We start from the raw sequence: 17,130 nt of genomic DNA, 5'->3' as shown, positions 1-17,130 counted from the left end.
GCGACGATCCTCGCACCGTTTTGAAGGTCTACGCGCATGTTCTGGGTGAGGCGCAGGACATGGAAGCGCTGCGCCGTCTGAACGCTGCGCTCCCCTCTCACTCCCCTGCAACCGCGACGGAACACGAATCATCGGAGGGAGGAACGGTCGAGCAGACCCGCAAAACGGGTTCTGACCAGGGAAAAACTGGCGGAGACGGAGGGATTTGAACCCTCGGTCCCCTTACGGGGACTCCACCTTAGCAGGGTGGTGCACTAGGCCTGACTATGCGACGTCTCCAGGCATCCGTACAAAATCACGGATGCGCCTGTCAATACTAGCCGGTGCCGGCGCGCGCACCGAACCAACCTCCCCGGCTCCTGGGCGCGAGCCGGGTTCGCTCAGCTCTGCGGCTGGGTGCAGGTGACCTGCGCCGCGGTCGTGCCCGCGATGCTGGGCGGCAGTTCCACGCCCACCTCGGCGGGAGCCGCGGGAGGTGCCGCCTCTGCGGGGGGCGCGGCATCCGTCGCCTCTGGCGTGGCCGCAGGGTCCGCGGGAGTCGCAGGGGCGGGCTTGGTCGCCTCGCCTGCCACCTCGGGCGCGCCCGTTGCCTGGCTCGTGCTGCCGGTGAGCACGAGGGCCTGGTTCGCGCGCAGCGCCGCGAACAGTTCGTCGGCCACGTCGTACACGGGCACGACGTCGTTGCGATCGTCGCTGGGAATGTACCGGGTCGGATACTGCGCGAACACGATGTCGGCGTAGGAGACGTCCTTCACGGCCATCGCGATCTGCACCATGAGGGTGGGGTTGGTGAGCGACTGGCTGAGCACCAACTGCCCCTGCGTGACCTGCGACATCGCCGTGGTCGCGAGTGAGAGGAGCGTCTGCGGGTTGGACAGCACCGACTCGCCCTGGAGCTTGCGCACCATCGACGACATGAACTGCTGCTGATTCGAGATGCGACCGAGGTCGGATCCGTCCGCGATGCCGTGACGGATGCGCAGGAACTGCAGCGCCTGGACGCCCTGCAGCGTGTGCGTGCCGGCGGTGAGGTGCAGACCGGTGTTCTCGTCATCGATGTCGCCGGTGACGCACACGTCGACGCCGCCGATCGCGTCAGACATGTTGATCACGCCGGTCCAGCGGATCGCGGCCGCGAACTGGATGTGCTCACCGGTGAGCGCCTCGACGGTCTTCACCGTGCACGCGAGCCCGCCGTACATGTACGACACGTTTATCATCTGCGAGCTCATCGAGGAGTACTGCTCGCCGTCGGGGCCGGTGCACGACGGGATCGGCACGAGCATGTCTCGCGGGAACGACACCACCGTGACGCGGCGCGGGTTGTCCGAGATGTGCACGAGCATCGTGACGTCGTTGCGCTCGCCCTCCGTGTCGTGGCCCCGGCATGCTCCCGAAAGCGACGGATCCTGGCCCTCGCACGAGTCCGTGCCCACGAGCAGGATGTTCGCCCCGCCCTCGATCTCGCCGATCGTCGGCGGCAGCGGCTGGTCCTGCTCGAGCACGACAGCGCTCTCGCTGACTGCGCGCGCTGTGTCGAGCAGCGTGAACGCACCCACGCTCAGTCCGCTGGTCACAACGACCAGCACCATCACGCCCAGAACCGTGAGCAGCTGGGTCAGCGGGTGCGGCGAGCGCAGCTGTCCGTGTCGGGCGACCGGATGCCGCGCTCGGCGTGGCCGGGATGTGTTCGTCATTCTGGGGTCAGCCTTCTCCGACGTTCCCGGCGGAGCAGGTCTGCTCGTTGGCGGTCACGCCGGGGATCGACGACGGAAGCTCGACAGCGGTCTCGGCCGGGGCGGCGGGGTCGGTCGCGCCGGGCGCGGTCTCGACCGGCGCACCGGGATCGACGACGATGACGCCGCCTCCCTGGCTGGCCTCGCCCGTGATCTTGAGGGGCTGGTTGGTCGCGAGCGCCGCCCACAGCGCGTCTGCGGCCTCCCAGTTCGGCACGACGCGGTCTGGATCATCCGGGTCGGTGTCGACCGGGTACTGCAGGAACGCGATCTCGTTGAACGGCACATTCTTGACCGCGAGCGCGATCTGCACCAGGGTGACGGGGTTGGCGAGCGTCTGGCTCGGGGTGATGTTGTCGACGGCGGTCGTTGCGAGCTTCAGCAGCGTCGCCGGATTGCCGAGCACCTCGTCGCTCATCGTCTTGCGCACGAGCCGCGACATGTAGTGCTGCTGGTTCGAGATGCGTCCGAGGTCGCCCCCGTCGCCTACGCCGTGACGGGTGCGCAGGAACTGCAGCGCATCGACGCCTGCGATGGTGCGCTCGCCGGCGGGCCAGTCGATGCCGGTGTGTCGGTCCGAGATGCCGCCATTGCCGATGCAGACGTCGACTCCGCCGATGGCGTTGGTCAGCTCGATGACCCCGCCCCACGTGATCTTCGCCGCGAACGGGATGCTCTGCCCGCTCAACTCCGAGACGGTCTTGACCACGCAGGACAGTCCGCCGTACATGTAGGCCGAGTTGAGCATCTGCTTCGACATCGCCGAGGTCTCGGAGCCGTCCTCGCGCATGCAGGACGGGATCGGCACCATGAGGTCGCGGGGGAAGGTGATGACGGTGACGCGACGCGGTTCGTCCGAGATGTGGACGAGCAGGTTCACGTCGTTGAGCTCGCCGCCCGCGTCGGCACCGGTGCAGCGGTCGCCGAAGATCGCCTCGTACTCCGGTTCGCAGGCATCCGTTCCCGCGAGGAACAGGTTGACGCCGCCCTCGATCGCGCCGAGGTTGGGCGGCACCGGGTCCTGGCCTTCGAGATCGACAGCGTCGTGGGCGAAGCTCGTGACGAAGTCGGTCGCCGCATACGCCGCCACGCTCGCACCCGACACGAGGACCACGGCGAGCACGACTCCGAGGGCCTTCAGCGCCGTTGCGAACGGGTTCGCAGGCGACAGCTCACCGTGACGGGCCACCGTGCGGCGGCCGCGCCATGCGGTGCGTGTCGTCTGGGTCACTCGGATCTCATTTCGCGGAGGGTGTGGGGCTCCGTCGGTCCCGCCTGACGGCGGGTCCTCCTCCCGAATCCAGCCCTGCCGATCGTGTGAGGTGCCCCACCCTTCGGATGGGGTCCCTCACACCGCGGAGGGTGTGGGATTCGAACCCACGGGACATTGCTGCCCACTGGTTTTCAAGACCAGGTCCATCGGCCGCTCGGACAACCCTCCCGTCGGGAAGCCGAGATGTCGGCATCCGTCGATCAGTCGTTGAGTCTAGCCGACACGACTGAGGAGCATTCTTCCAGCGCAGCCTGGGCAACCTCTGAGTGCATCCCGGGCGTGGCATAGACCGCTACAGCCGGCGCAGCACCTCGGCGACGCCGCCCTCGTGCACCGACAGGGTGACCTCACCGGCGGCGTCGCGGACCTCCTGCGGACCTTGCTGCATCGCGACCGCGCGACCGCCGTTCTCGAGGGCCCAGCGGAACATGCCGACATCGTTACGTCCGTCGCCGATCACCATGACGTGTTCGGGATCGATGCCGAGCTGATCCCGCACGATCTCGAGCCCGGTGCTCTTGTCGACGCCCATCGGCGCGATGTCGAGCCACGCGGTCCACCCGATGGCGTACGAGACCTGGTTCAGCCCGATGCGCGCGACGAGGTCGACGAAGTCGTGCTCGTTCTTGTCGGGCGAGACCACGACGACGCGGCACACCGGCTCGGCGCCGAGCTCATCGAAGGGCACGCGGCGGGCGTTTCGCAGGTTCCAGTCGTCGAGGTACTCGGTGTACAGGCGCCGCCCGTCGGGCAGCTCGACCATGTAGCGGGCATCCGGCAGGTGCTCGTGCAGCAGCGTGAGCACCTGGCGCGGGTCGAACGTCTCGACGTGGAAGCGTTCGTAGACGAGCTCGTCCGCCTCGACGCGCCCCAGCACGACCGCACCGTTGGAGCACACGACGTACTCGGGCGCGATCTGCAGGACGCGGAGGATGCCGCGGGTGCCCTCCCAGCTGCGGCCCGTGGCGATCATCACCTCGTGCCCGGCGCGGTGGGCGTGCTCGACGGCCTCGACGACGCCGGGGCTGAGCGACTCGTCCTCGAGCAGGACGGTGCCGTCGATGTCGAGCACGATCAGCAGCCGCTCGGTGCGGACCCCGGGATCTTCGGTCTCGCGCGCCACCCGCTCGACGAGCTTGGCCGCCTTCTGGGGCTTGACGACCTTGATGCTGCCCGTCGGAGGCAGGTGCGGTTCAGTCACGCGATGGGCTCCATGACCTCGAGCCCGCCGAGGTAGGGCCTGAGCACCTCGGGAACGAGCACCGAGCCGTCGGCCCGCTGGTGGGTCTCGAGGAGCGCCACGATCCACCGCGTCGTGGCGAGCGTGCCGTTGAGAGTCGCGACGTGCTGTGTCTTGCCGCCGTCGGGGCGGTGGCGGATGTCGAGCCTGCGCGCCTGGTACGTCGTGCAGTTCGAGGTCGACGTCAGCTCGCGGTACGCCTGCTGCGTCGGAACCCACGCCTCGACGTCGTACTTTCTTGCGGCGCTGGACCCGAGGTCGCCGGCCGCGACATCGATCACCCGGTACGACAGGCCGAGGTCTTGCAGCATGCCCTCCTGGTGGGCTACCAGGCGCAGGTGCTCGGCCTCGGCGTCCTCCGGCGTCGTGTAGACGAACATCTCGAGCTTGTTGAACTGGTGCACGCGGATGATGCCCCGCGTGTCTTTGCCGTACGAGCCCGCCTCGCGCCGGTAGCACGTCGACCACCCCGCATAGCGCTTCGCGCCCTTCGACAAGTCGATGATCTCGTCCATGTGGTACCCGGCCAGCGGCACCTCGCTCGTGCCGACGAGGTACAGGTCGTCTTCTTCGAGGTGGTAGATCTCGTCGGCGTGCTGACCGAGGAAGCCCGTGCCGCGCATCACCTCGGGGCGCACCAGCGTCGGTGGCACCAGCGGAATGAACCCGGCCTGCAGCGCACGGTCGAGCGCGAGCGTCATGATCGCCAGCTCGAGCCGCGCGCCGATGCCCTTGAGGAAGTAGAAGCGGCTGCCCGACACCTTCGTGCCGCGCTCCATGTCGATCGCGCCGAGCAGCTCGCCCAGTTCGAGGTGGTCTCGCGGCTCGAAGCCGAACGCGGGCACCTCGCCGTGCGTGCGCAGCGTGGCGAAGGACTCCTCGCCACCCCACGGCACGCCCTCGATGACGACGTTCTCGATGCGCGACAGTGCGTCGGTGGCCGCCTGCTCGGCGGCCGTGACGGCCGCCTGCGCCTCTTTGACCTGGGAGCTCAGCTCTTTCGCTGCGGCGGCGAGCGCCGCCTTCTCCTCTTTCGGCGCCTGGGCGACGAGCTTGCCGTGCGCGTTCTGCCGCGCGCGCAGCTCTTCGAAGGCGGCGATGGCCTGTCGGCGCCCGCGGTCGGCGGCGAGTGCGTCGTCGACGGTGTCGGGCGACTCCCCGCGCGCCTCCTGCGAGCGCTTGACCACCTCGGGATTCTCGCGCAGAAGCACTGGATCGATCACCCCACGAGTCTAGTGCGGGCGCATTCGTGCCCGGTGGGAGTGCGCGCCCCTAAGGTGAATCGCATGGGAGCGGCATCCGGATCGCAGAACGGTCCTGTGAAGCGCGATGCGGGCGCCGTGCTGCGCCGTGCGGCGCTGGTGTACAACCCGACGAAGGTCGTCGTCGATGGTCTGCGCGCCGCGGTCGCGTTCCAGTCGGAGCGGTCGGGGTGGGCGCCGCCGCTGTTCTACGAGACGACCGTCGACGACCTGGGCCACGACGTCACACGGCAGGCGCTGGCCGAGGGTGCGGACGCCGTGCTCGTGGCCGGAGGCGACGGCACGGTGCGCGCGGTGAGCGAGGCGATGGCCGACTCCGGCGTGCCCTTGTCGATCGTGCCGAGCGGCACCGGCAACCTGCTGGCCCGCAACCTCCGTCTTCCGCTCGAGAACCGCGACGCGATGATCGAGGCGGCCTTCCACGGCGACACGCTCCCGATGGACATCGGCTGGGCGCACCTGAGCCACGAGGACGGCACCGGCACCGTGCACGCGTTCGTGGTCATGGGCGGCATCGGCCTCGACGCGGCGATGATCGCCAACACGCGGCCGCAGCTCAAGAAGAAGGTCGGCTGGTTCGCGTACATCGACGGGGCCGCGCGGGCCCTCCCCACCGCGAAGCCGTTCCGGGTGACCTATTCGCTCCTCGGCCACCGCCTGCACTCGGCGCGCGTGCAGAGCGTGCTGTTCGCCAACTGCGGGTCGCTGCCGGCCGGACTCGAGCTCGTGCCCGAGGCATCCGTCGTCGACGGCGCGCTCGACATCGTCGTGTTCCAGCCGAAGGGGCCGCTCGGGTGGATCTTCGTGTGGCGACGCGTCGCGTGGGACAACAGCGTGCTGCGGCGCTTCCGCGCCGGGCGCGACGTGCTGAGCCTTCGCACCCACGACAACAACGTCATCTACGCGCGCGGTGAGGGCATCGAGATCGGCGCGCACGAGCCCCAGCCGGTGCAGCTCGACGGCGACGAGTTCGGCACGGCCGTGCACGTGCTCACCCGGGTCGCGCCGCAGTCGCTGCTGCTCGCGCTGCCGAAGGGCCACGACGTCTCCGGTCTCTGACCCGGCTCCCCTCCCGCTCCCCCTCTCTCCCCCTCCCTCCCTCCTTCCCTCCCCACGCCCTCCCTCCCCACGCCCTCCGGCGCCCGTCGAGACCGCGGTTTCTCGCCGAGACAGCACGCTGTGCGCGTCGACAGCGGGGTGTTTCGGCGAGAAACCGCGTATTCGACGAGAAGGGGCGGGGCGAGGGGGGCGGTGGGGAGGGTGGGGGGACGGGGGGAGGGATGCCGCGGGTCGCGGCATCCGTCGGCGTCAGCCCTTCACCGCACCGCCGAGGCCGGCAGAGCGCAGGAACACCGACTGGAACACAAGGAACATCGCGATCGGAATGAGCGTCGCGATCGCGAGCGCCGCGAGGAACACGTCGAGCTCGGTCTGCGACTGCACCGCGGGAAGGCGCACCGACAGCGGCTGCACCGCGGGGTCGGGGAGCACCAGCATCGGCCAGAGGTAGTCCTTCCACGCGGCGATGATCGCGAACACCGACACGACCCCGAGGATGGGCTTGGACATCGGCAGCACGACCGACCAGAACAGGCGGAAAGGTCCCGCGCCGTCTGTGCGCGCCGCCTCGAACACCTCGCGCGGCAGGTTGTCGAAGAAGCGCTTCACCAAGAGGATGTTGAACGCGTTCGCACCCATCGGCAGCCACACCGCGAGGTAGTTGTTCAGCAGGTTCGCGCCGTCGGGCAGGAACGGCGGATTCACGATCGTGAGGTACAGCGGCACCAGCAGCACGATGCCCGGAATGAACAGCGTCGCCAGCACGAGCGCGTTCAGGATCGGCGCGTACCTCGGCCGCTGCACCGACAACGCGTAGCCTGCGGTGGTCGCGATGAACAGCTGCGTGACCCACGCGCCGAGCGCGATGACGACCGTGTTGAAGAAGTACTGGTCGATGTGGATGTCGTTCCACGCGGCCGAGAGGTTCGCCCAGTCCGTGCCGTTCGGCCACAGCGCGAACGGCTGCTGGATGGTGTCCTGCGTGGGCGTGATCGCCGACTTCGCCAGCCACAGGATCGGCCCGAGACCGGCGATCACGAGCGACACGAACAGGAACACGTGCGTGATCGACATGCCGAGGCGGTTGCCGGTGCGGCGGCGCTCGGACTCCGAGACGATCGTGCGATCGGCGAGGTCGTCGATCGACTCGCGCTTGCGACGCCCGAAGACGTTGCGGCGCGAGACGAAGCCGCGCATGCCCTCGCGCACCTGGGAGGTCGACATGGGGGCGCTCATTGGGTGCTCCAGCGGTTCGTGAGCCTGAAGTACAGCCAGGACAGGATGCCGAGCACGACCGCCAGCAGCACCGAGACGGCCGTCGCCTCGCCGTAGTCACCGCCCAGCGAATTGCGGAACGCCTTGTCGTAGATGTAGAGCAGGATCGTCCTGGTCGCACCCGCCGGGCCGCCGCCGGTGAACAGGAACGGCTCGAGGAACACCTGCGCGGTGGCGATCACCTGCAGGATCAGCATGATGAACAGGATGCCGCGCAGCTGCGGCAGCGTGACATGCCAGACCTTGCGCCAGATGCCCGCGCCGTCGACCTCGGCCGCGTCGTACAGCTCGGGCGGCACCGACAGCAGAGCTGCGAGGTAGATGATGATCGACCCGCCGGCTGCGGCCCATGTCGCCTCGAGCACGAGGGAGGGCATCGCCTGCACGGCCGACGAGATCCACGGCTGGGGCGGGATGCCGAACCAGCCCAGCGCGGTGTTGAACACGCCGTTGGGCGACGAGTCGTAGAAGAACTTCCACAGCAGCACCGCGACCACCGGCGGGATCACGACCGGAAGATACGCCAGCGCCGAATACAGCCCCTTGCCGCGGCGCACCTCGCTCATGAGCACCGCCATGAACAGCGGCAGCGGGAACCCGAACAGCAGCGCCAGCACCGCGAAGTACATCGTGTTGATCACCGCACGGCCCAGCTGCGGGTCGGTGAGGACCGTGACGTAGTTGTCGAACCCGACCCACTCCGACACGATCATGTTGGTCTTGTGCAGACTCATGATCACCGACTGCACGATCGGCGACCATGAGAAGAACACGAACACGAACAGCATCGGCAGCACGAACAGCAGGTTCGCGAGCCCTCCCCCGCGGTACCACGTGAGCGGTGTGCGGCGCGCCCTGCGTCGGGCGGAGATCGGCGGCGGCGGGGCGGATGCGGGCGCCGGTCGTTCGGGAAGGGTCGCGGTCATCGTCGGCCTCGATCGTGCGGTGTCGCGGGTCGGGTGAATGAAGAAGGCGGATGCCGCGACGCCGGGCCGCGGCATCCGCTCGTCTTGCTACTGGTCGAGGATCGCTTGCGCCTGGGTCTGCGCGTCGGCCAGGAGCGCGTCGATGTCGGCGTTCTGGTCGGTCAGCACGGTCTGCACGACCTCGTCGAGCAGGGCGTAGACCTCCTGCGTCGACTTCTTCGGCTCGCCGACCGGCGTCTGATCCCAGATGTTCTCGGTGAAGCCGGTCATCTGGTCGCGCGGCACGTTGATGTACGGCTCGATCCACACGAGCGACTGCTCGTACAGCTCCTGGCTGAGCACCGGCAGCACCGGGGTGCCGACCGCCTGGCCGGAGTCGGCCAGCGCCTTGGCGTCCTGCACCGCGGCGTCCTCGTCGAGGAGCTTCTGCATGTAGTACCAGTCGATCCACCTGACGCCGGCGGCCTTGGTCTGGTCGTCGATCGTCGGGCTCATCACGGCGATGTCGCCACCGCCGAGCGGGCCGCCGTCGGCGCCCTCGACGGGGATGACGGTCATGCCGTAGACGTCGGAGTCGAGCCCGAAGTCACGCACCAACGCCGTATAGATGTCGGAGCCGGTGGTGTACATGCCGATGTTGCCGGCGGCGAACTCCTGATTGATCGAACCCCAGTCCAGGTCGACCTTCGAGCCGAAGGAGCCATCGACCCACTTCAGGTCGTGCAGGAACTGCAGCACGTCGTGCGTGGCCGGGTTGTCGATGGTGGATTCGGCAGAGCCGTCCGCGTTGTCGGTCTGCGTGCGACCGCCGCGCGCGGCGGTGCCGACGGTCAGCTGCCAGCCGCCGGTGTTGTTGATCGCCATCTGCGAGTAGCCGGCCTTGCCCGTGGCATCCGTGATCTTCTTCGCGTATTCGCGCACCTCGTCCCACGTGGTCGGCGGGGCGTCGGGGTCGAGCCCGGCCGCCTCGAACAGCTCGCGGTTGTAGCTCAGCGCGTTCGCGTACGCCTGACGCGGGAACCCGTAGATGTGGCCGTCGTCGCCGGTGACGGCGTCGAGGATGATGGGGTTGAAGCTGTCGGTGTAGCCGAGCTCGTCCATCTCTTCGGTGACGTCCATGAGCTGGTCGTTCTCGAGGAGCGTCTTGGCGTCGGTGAACGGCACGGTGAACACGTCGGGAAGGCTGCCGCCCGCCAACTGCACCGCGAACGTCGGACCCTCCCACTCGTACTCGACACCGATGATGTCGATGTCGGGGTTGGCCTCTTCGAACTGCTTCTCCTGCGTGGCGAACGCCTCGTAGGCGGCCGCGTCGGCGCCGGGCGGGAACGTCGCGACCCGCAGCTCGACCTTGCCGCTCGCGCCTGCCTCGTCGGCGCTGCCGGCGGAGCAGCCGACGAGCGCGCCGACCGTGGCAACGGTGGCGACACCGGCCAGCAGGACCCTTGCTGGTGACTTCATCGTCTTTCCTTTCTCGGTGGCCGATGCCGCGTCACCGCTGTGCCGCGGCATCGGCCGGGGGTTCAGGTGGTGCCCGTCGCCGCGGCCTCTGCCCAGACCCGCAGCCACGCTGCGCTGTTCCCCGCCAGCCGGCCGCTCTCCAGCGGCGAGCTGACGAGCACGACCTCCGCGCCGTCGGGCAGCGGCACGGGGCTCTCGCCGGTGTTCACGACGCAGGCGAGGTCGCCGCGTCGGAATGCCAGCACCTCGTCGGCTCCGGGCGTGCCGACCGCGACGGCGTCGTCCCACCACTCGAGCGGTGCGTCGGCGGGGACCTGCCGGCGCAGACGCAGCGCGTCGCGGTAGAGGTTCATGGTCGATGCCGGGTCGGCCTGCTGCGCCTCGACCGTCAGGTCGCGCCAGGCCTCCGGCTGCGGAAGCCACGGCTCGACGCCGTCGGGGCTGAAGCCGAAGGGTGCCCGGTCTCCCGACCAGGGCAGCGGCACGCGGCATCCGTCCCGGCCCGGATCGATGCCGCCGGAGCGGTAGTGCATCGGATCCTGGAGGAGGTCGATCGGAAGATCCTCGACCTCGGGCAGGCCCAGCTCGTCGCCCTGATAGATGTAGAGGCTGCCGGGAAGGGCCGCGACCAGCAGCGCCGCCGCGCGCGCCCGGTGAAGACCCAGCTGCGGGTCGGTCGGCACGCCGAAGCGCTTCTTGAGGAACGCGAACGCCGTGTCTTCCCGGCCGTAGCGCGTGACGGGTCTGGTCACGTCGTGGTTCGACAGCACCCACGTCGACGGTGCCCCCACGGGGGCGTGCGCGTCGAGGGTCGCGGTGATCGACTGGCGGAAGGATGCCGCGCCCCACGGCCGCGCGAGAAAGTCGAAGTTGAACGCCGTGTGCATCTCATCGGGGCGCAGGTAATTCGTGAAGCGCACGATGTCGGGCACCCACACCTCGCCCACCAGCACCCGCGTGCCGGGGTACGAGTCGGCCACGGCCCGCCACGAGCGGTACACGTCGTGCAGTTCGTCGCGGTCTTCGGTGGGGTGCGTGCCGGGGCCTTGCTTCTGGCCGACCTCGGGCAGGTCGGGGTCCTTGATCAGCAGGGCCGCGGAGTCGATGCGCACGCCCGCGACACCGCGGTCGAACCAGAAGCGCAGGATGTCTTCGTGCTCGCGGCGAACGTCGGGGTGGTTCCAGTTGAGGTCGGGCTGCTCGGGCGTGAACAGGTGCAGGTACCACTCCCCCGGCGTGCCGTCGGGGTTGGTCGTGCGCGTCCACGTGTCGCCCTGGAAGTTCGACACCCAGCGCGTCGGCATCTCGTCGCCGTTGTCGCCCTTGCCCGGGTGGAACCAGAACCGCTCGCGCTCGGGGCTGCCGGGGCCGGCTGCCAGCGCCGCCTGGAACCACGGATGCTGATCCGAGATGTGGTTGGGCACCACGTCGATGATGGTGCGGATGCCGAGGGTCAGCGCCTCTTGGATGAGCGCCTCGGCCTCGGCCAGCGTTCCGAACTGCGGGTGGATGCCGCGGTAGTCCTCGACGTCGTAGCCGCCGTCTGCCAGTGGGCTCGGGTACCACGGGTTGAACCACAGCGCGTCGACGCCGAGGTCCTTCAGGTAGCCGAGGTGCGCGCGGACCCCGGCCAGGTCGCCGGTGCCGTCGCCGTTGCCGTCGGCGAAGCTGCGCACGTACACCTGGTAGATGACGGCCGAGCGCCACCACTGCGGGTCGTCGGACGAGGGCGCGGGTGCGCTGACGGCCGCGCGCGGCGCGCGGCGCTCTTCGGTCTGCAGGACGTCGCTGTCCACCGGGCTCCTCGTGATTGGTGCAACTTCGGTAGTGCTGAATGTAGTGCGGCGGGTTCCCACCACGCAAGTCTCAAACAGAATCACGCAAGACAACGATTATGCAACGCCACCCCGTCGAGAACGCGGTTGCTCGCCGAGACCGCACGCCGTCGACGTCGACACCGGGGTCGCTCGGCGAGAAACCACGTCGTCAACGCGCCCGACGGGGTCGCGCGCCGGCGAGCCCCGCCGTCGCGGGCGGAGTCAGGAGGCGGCGGGACCGGTCGAGCCGCGCAGCACGAGCTCGGGCTCGAACAGCAGCTCGTCGCCGGCCGGGGCGACACGGCCGGCGGCTCCGCTCGGCGCGCCGGCCGCGTGCGAAGAACCCGCGGGGGCGGTCGTGCCGGCGATCTGCGCCAGCAGCAGCTCGATCACGGTGCGGCCCATCGACTCGATCGGCTGGCGCACCGTGGTCAGCGGCGGCTCGGTGCAGCTCATCAGCGCCGAGTCGTCGTAGCCGACGACGCTCACGTCTTCGGGAACCCGAAGTCCGGCGCGACGCGCGGCGCGCACGGCGCCGAGGGCCAGCGGGTCGCTCGCGCACACGATCGCGGTCGCCCCGGCGGCGAAGAGGCGGGATGCCCCGGCCTGCCCCGACTCGAGCGAGTACAGCCCGTGCACCACGAGGTCGTCGGTGAGCTCCATACCGAGCCGCTCGAACACCCTGCGCGCGGCGCCGAGCTTGCGCTGTGACGGCACATGGTCGGCCGGCCCGAGCAGCAAGCCGATGCGGCGGTGGCCGAGTTGGTGAAGGTGCTGAATCGCCTGCTCGGCCGCGGCCGCGTCGTCGGTCGACACCGTCGCGAACTCGATCGCGTCGATGCGGGCGTTCACGAGCACCGTGGGCAGATTCACGAGCCGCAGCCGGTCGTAGTGGTCGTGCGGGGCATCCGCCTGACTGTAGTTGCCGCCGAGGAACACCACGCCCGACACCTGCTGCTGCAAGAGCAGGTCGACGTAGTCGGACTCGGAGATGCCGCCCGCGTTCTGCGTGCACAGCAGCGGCGTGTAGCCGTTCTGGGTGAGCCCGCCGCCGACGATCTCGGCCAGCGCAGGAAAGATCGGGTTCTGCAGCTCGGGCAGCACGAGACCGACCAGGCGCGCGCGCCCGCCGCGAAGCTTCGTCGGACGCTCGTACCCGAGCACGTCGAGCGCGGTCAGCACCGCCTGGCGCGTCGCATCCGACACACCCGGCTTGTCGTTGAGCACGCGACTGACGGTCGCCTCGCTCACCCCGACCTTGCGGGCGACTTCGGCAAGACGCTTCGACATGGCCCACAGTCTACGCAAGAACTTGCGTGATTTTGCAAGCCACGGGAAGACGGCCCCGCCTGACCTACACCTCGGTGTGCACCTGCGCGAAGGGGATCGCGTGCAGCGCCGGGCCGTAGTGGTCGGCGAAGATCTTCGCCACGAGTTCGCCGCGGCTGCCGACCCCGACCTTCGAGAAGATCGCTTTGAGGTGATCGCGCACGGTGTGCGCCGAGAGGTGCAGCTGCCCCGCGATCTCGTTGTTCGTGAGTCCGCGCGCGAGCGCCTGCGTGATCTCGCGCTCTCGAGGGGTCAGGCTGTAGGCCTCGACGATGATGGGGGCGATCTGCGCCGATTTCGCGGGCTCGATGACGACGACCGTGAGCCCCGGCAGATCGTCGGTGGAGCGCAGGCTCGACGCGTGCACCGTCAGCCATCGCCCGCCCTCTGCGCGCAGGCGTGCCATCGACGCACCGCGCTCGCGACCGACCGCGACCGCGTCGGCACGCGCGACGACCGCCGACACCGTCGCCATGAGAGGCGACTCGCGGTGGCGCCAGTGCGCCCCCGCGAGTTCGGCGAACCACCGCTCGGCCTGGTCGTCGAGTGAGACGAGCGTGCCATCGGCGTGGTACAGCGCCGTGCCGGGACCGTCGGCATCGGCACCGCCCGCGCTCGAGCGCGTGTACGTGGCGAACGATCGCAGGGCGGTGGCGATCGCAGGCGTGAGCGAGCGGATGACGGCGACGTCGTCTTCGCTGAACGGCCGCGCCGAAGCATCCCGGAACAGATCGACCACTCCCCACGTGCTTGCGCCCACCCGGAACGCCGCACGCACTTCGTCGCTGTAGCCCTGCGGCTGAAGGAACTCGCGATAGCGGACGCTGCGCGCCGGACGATCGTCGGTCGCGTGGAAGAGGCTGTCGGCAGGGGACTCGGCGCGCGCGAGATCGCGGAAGAGCAGCACGTCCTCTTCGCTGTACTCCCGCGACCAGTAGGACTCGCAGTGCCCGGGCTCGACGTTCTCGATACGCACCGGATGGGTCGCCAGCACCGTCGCCGGGTCCGTTCCGAACCACGCCGATCCATCGAAGGGCACGATCTTGCGCAGTTGTGCCGACAGCTCGTCGAACAGCTCTCGCCCGTCGTCGGACGAGACCCACGAGTGGGCGAGGTCGGCCACCGCGTTCGGAGAGACAGTCCGTGTCGGCATAGCGTGCTCCTACGGTGCTCCTCTGTGCGCGCACCGCTGGCCGCACGCACGGCGAGGTTCTGATTCGCACACCATGTTCCTCTCGCCCACGCGCGGCGACAACCCTTCATTTGAGGGGGATCCGCCGCGAGAAGTCACGATCATCGTGGGATACCGCGCCGCGGGCCCGCTGGTCAGGATGGCCATGGCGGCCAGATCCGGGTGCCGCCCGCAGCGAAAGGAACCCGTCATGACCACCCTCACCCCCCTGACCGACTCGTTCGCCGACCTGGCCGACCTGGCCGACGCGCTGAGCGGCGAGCTGACTCTGCCCGCAGCAGCCGATTGGGATGCCGCTCGCACGGCGTGGAATCTCGCCGTCGACCAGCGCCCCGCCGCCGTCGTGCGCGCCGCGAGCGTGCGGGACATCGTCGCCACCGTCGATGCGGCGCGCCGGCTCGGACTGCGCGTCGCCCCGCAGGGCACCGGCCACAACGCGGCCCCTCTCGGCGATCTCGCCGACACGATCCTGCTGCGCACGTCGCAGATGCGAACCGTGCACATCGACCCGGTGCACCGCATCGCGCGCGTCGAGGCCGGAGCGCTGTGGGCCGATGTCTGCCCGGCGGCCGCCGAGTACGGGCTCGCGGCGCTCGCCGGCTCGTCCGCCGATGTGGGGGTCGTCGGCTACACGCTCGGCGGCGGGCTCAGCTGGCTTGCACGCTCCCACGGACTGGCCGCGAATCACGTCACGGCGATCGAGGTCGTGACCGCGGACGGCAGACACCGACGAGCGAGCGACGTGCATGACACGGAGCTGTTCTGGGCGCTGCGCGGAGGCGGCGGAGGCTTCGGCGTCGTCACCGCGCTCGAGTTCGAACTGTTCCCCCTGCGCGAGGTCATCGCCGGCGCGCTGTTCTGGCCGATCGACGACGCACAGCCGGTGTTGCGCGCATGGCGCGAATGGGTCGAGGAGCTGCCCGACACCGTCACCTCGGTGAGCCGGGTTCTGCGGCTGCCACCCCTGCCCGAGATTCCCGAGCCGCTCCGCGGCCGCGCGTTCGTCGTGATCGAGGCGGCGATGCAGCTGGACGCCGCGCGGGCGGACGCCCTGCTCGCTGCGCTGCGCGCGCTCGCCCCCGAGATCGACACGTTCGCGGTGACGCCCGTCGAGCGGCTGCACGAACTGCACATGGACCCGACGGAGCCCGTGCCGTGCCTGGGCGACGGGGCGCTGCTGCGCTCGCTCCCGCCGGACGCGCTCGACGCGCTCCTGGAGAGCGTCGGCGCCGACTCGGGTTCTGCGCTGCTCTCGGCTGAAGTGCGGCATCTGGGCGGCGAGCTGACACCCGGTCGCACAGCGGGCGGAGCAACGTCGGGCCTCGCCGGCGAGTTCCTCCTCTTCGGCGTCGGCATCACGCCGTCCCCCGAGGCGGCCGCCGCCGTGCGCGCCTCGGTCGACCGAATGCTCACGTGCGTCGAGACCTGGCGGGCCGAGACCGCGTACCTCAACTTCGTCGAGTCGCCGGCAGAACCCGGCCGACTCTTCGGCGACTCCCTCGATCGCCTGCGCCGCATCAAGGCCGACGTCGACCCGACCGACCTGATGCGCTCGAATCATCCGGTCGGCCCATAGCCTCGCGCTGTCTCTCGGCGAGCACGGAGAGGACCGGGTTCTGCCGCTCGGGCCGCACGGGTCCGACGGGGTGCGCGGTCGCCGCGACGCTTCGTCGGACGCTTGTCTCCGGGCACGGGCGACCGCGGTGAGCACGGCCTTGTGCGACGCATCCGACGCGCCCGGCTTCTTCACCCGCCGCCGGCGGAGGACTTTCAGAGAAACACGGGAATGCGCTCCGCGTTCTGCGGGTTGCGGCCCGTCATGACGACAATCGGAATCATCGGAGCAGGACACATCGGCGGCCAGCTTGCGCGCGCCTTCACCTCGATCGGGTACGACGTGGCGATCGCCAACTCGCGCGGACCCGAGACCCTCGCAGACCTCGTCGCCGAGATCGGATCCGGCGTGCGCGCGGTCACCGCCGAGGAGGCGGCATCCCTCGCCGACATCGCAGTGGTGACCGTGCCCCTCAAGGCCCTCAAGGACATCCCGGTGGAGCCTCTGGCTGGAAAGATCGTGCTCGACACGAACAACTACTACTTCGAGCGCGACGGCCACATCGACGCCCTCGACCGCGGCGAGGCGACCACGTCGGGGCTGCTGCAGCAGCATCTGCCCACCTCGAAGGTGGCCAAGGCGTTCAACAACATCCTGTCGGCCCAGATCACCACGGACGGCACGCCCGAGGGCACGCCTGACCGTCGGGCACTGGGCACCGCGAGCGACTACCCCGAGGCGATCGAGGTCGTCACCGACATCTACAACCGTCTCGGCTACGACACGGTCGTCGTCGGCGGACTCGACCAGTCGTGGCGCCTCGAGCGCGACCGCCCCGGCTACGGCACCCGGCAGACGGCCGACGAGATGCGCGCCAACGTCGAGCGCGCCAACCGGCTGCCCTGACGCTGTTCTGTTCCCAGAGCGGATGACGGATGCCGCGACCGCCGGATCATCGGCAGCGCAGTCTTGTGAATACACCCGCCGCCGGCGACATCCTCCGGC

The 17,130-nt window shown here is 69.5% G+C and carries 13 protein-coding genes and 2 tRNA genes; 3 read left to right on the top strand and 12 right to left on the bottom strand.

Annotation, left to right across the window (positions count from 1 at the left end):
- Positions 1-187 precede the first annotated feature (187 nt).
- The 6 genes from AB1K54_RS07835 to serS form a co-directional block, all read right to left on the bottom strand.
- A tRNA-Ser gene (locus AB1K54_RS07835) sits at positions 188-279 on the bottom strand.
- Positions 280-380: 101 nt separating this feature from the next.
- Complete coding sequence (locus AB1K54_RS07830) at positions 381-1,697, bottom strand: LCP family protein (protein ID WP_371202181.1); 1,317 nt, start codon at positions 1,695-1,697, stop codon at positions 381-383.
- Between the two features lie 7 nt (positions 1,698-1,704).
- Positions 1,705-2,967, bottom strand: coding sequence for an LCP family protein (locus tag AB1K54_RS07825; RefSeq protein WP_371202180.1), 1,263 nt, complete (start codon positions 2,965-2,967; stop codon positions 1,705-1,707).
- Positions 2,968-3,092: 125 nt separating this feature from the next.
- Positions 3,093-3,177, bottom strand: a tRNA-Ser gene (locus tag AB1K54_RS07820).
- Between the two features lie 124 nt (positions 3,178-3,301).
- Entirely contained in the window at positions 3,302-4,210 is a 909-nt protein-coding gene (locus AB1K54_RS07815) for an HAD family hydrolase (RefSeq protein WP_371202179.1), read from the bottom strand.
- Positions 4,207-5,472, bottom strand: coding sequence for a serine--tRNA ligase (gene serS, locus AB1K54_RS07810; protein ID WP_371202178.1), 1,266 nt, complete (start codon positions 5,470-5,472; stop codon positions 4,207-4,209). Before serS ends, AB1K54_RS07815 begins: the two co-directional genes overlap by 4 nt.
- A 96-nt stretch (positions 5,473-5,568) precedes the next feature.
- Here serS and AB1K54_RS07805 point away from each other — a divergent pair, with 96 nt between their 5' ends.
- The gene (locus AB1K54_RS07805; protein ID WP_371202177.1) at positions 5,569-6,570 is read left to right on the top strand and encodes a diacylglycerol kinase family protein; all 1,002 of its coding nucleotides are present in this window, start codon (positions 5,569-5,571) and stop codon (positions 6,568-6,570) included.
- A 249-nt stretch (positions 6,571-6,819) separates the two neighbouring features.
- Here the strand turns inward: AB1K54_RS07805 and AB1K54_RS07800 are convergent, their stop codons facing one another.
- The 6 genes from AB1K54_RS07800 to AB1K54_RS07775 all read right to left on the bottom strand — a co-directional run bounded on the left by AB1K54_RS07800 (position 6,820) and on the right by AB1K54_RS07775 (position 14,531).
- Positions 6,820-7,767 (bottom strand): carbohydrate ABC transporter permease, encoded by a 948-nt coding sequence (locus tag AB1K54_RS07800; protein WP_371202201.1) that lies wholly within the window; start codon positions 7,765-7,767, stop codon positions 6,820-6,822.
- Between the two features lie 35 nt (positions 7,768-7,802).
- The gene (locus tag AB1K54_RS07795; RefSeq protein WP_371202200.1) at positions 7,803-8,771 is read right to left on the bottom strand and encodes a carbohydrate ABC transporter permease; all 969 of its coding nucleotides are present in this window, start codon (positions 8,769-8,771) and stop codon (positions 7,803-7,805) included.
- 87 nt (positions 8,772-8,858) lie between these two features.
- Positions 8,859-10,232, bottom strand: a complete 1,374-nt coding sequence (locus AB1K54_RS07790; RefSeq protein ID WP_371202176.1) for an ABC transporter substrate-binding protein — start codon at positions 10,230-10,232, stop codon at positions 8,859-8,861.
- 62 nt (positions 10,233-10,294) lie between these two features.
- Complete coding sequence (locus AB1K54_RS07785; RefSeq protein WP_371202175.1) at positions 10,295-12,028, bottom strand: glycoside hydrolase family 13 protein; 1,734 nt, start codon at positions 12,026-12,028, stop codon at positions 10,295-10,297.
- Positions 12,029-12,271: 243 nt separating this feature from the next.
- Entirely contained in the window at positions 12,272-13,339 is a 1,068-nt protein-coding gene (locus tag AB1K54_RS07780; RefSeq protein WP_371202174.1) for a LacI family DNA-binding transcriptional regulator, read from the bottom strand.
- A 64-nt stretch (positions 13,340-13,403) separates the two neighbouring features.
- Positions 13,404-14,531 carry a LuxR C-terminal-related transcriptional regulator gene (locus tag AB1K54_RS07775; RefSeq protein WP_371202173.1) on the bottom strand — a complete coding sequence of 376 codons (1,128 nt, stop codon included), beginning with the start codon at positions 14,529-14,531 and terminating at the stop codon, positions 13,404-13,406.
- A 229-nt stretch (positions 14,532-14,760) separates the two neighbouring features.
- Between AB1K54_RS07775 and AB1K54_RS07770 the strand changes: the two genes are divergently transcribed.
- Together AB1K54_RS07770 and AB1K54_RS07765 are read left to right on the top strand one after the other, a co-directional pair.
- Complete coding sequence (locus AB1K54_RS07770; RefSeq protein WP_371202172.1) at positions 14,761-16,146, top strand: FAD-binding protein; 1,386 nt, start codon at positions 14,761-14,763, stop codon at positions 16,144-16,146.
- Positions 16,147-16,248: 102 nt separating this feature from the next.
- Positions 16,249-17,031 (top strand): NADPH-dependent F420 reductase, encoded by a 783-nt coding sequence (locus tag AB1K54_RS07765; RefSeq protein WP_371202171.1) that lies wholly within the window; start codon positions 16,249-16,251, stop codon positions 17,029-17,031.
- Positions 17,032-17,130 lie beyond the last annotated feature (99 nt).

Origin of the sequence: Microbacterium sp. BWT-B31, assembly GCF_041379855.1 — a bacterium.
Taxonomy (GTDB): domain Bacteria; phylum Actinomycetota; class Actinomycetes; order Actinomycetales; family Microbacteriaceae; genus Microbacterium.
Note: the sequence above shows the minus strand (reverse complement) of the source record. Positions and strands in the feature narration are given on the sequence as shown.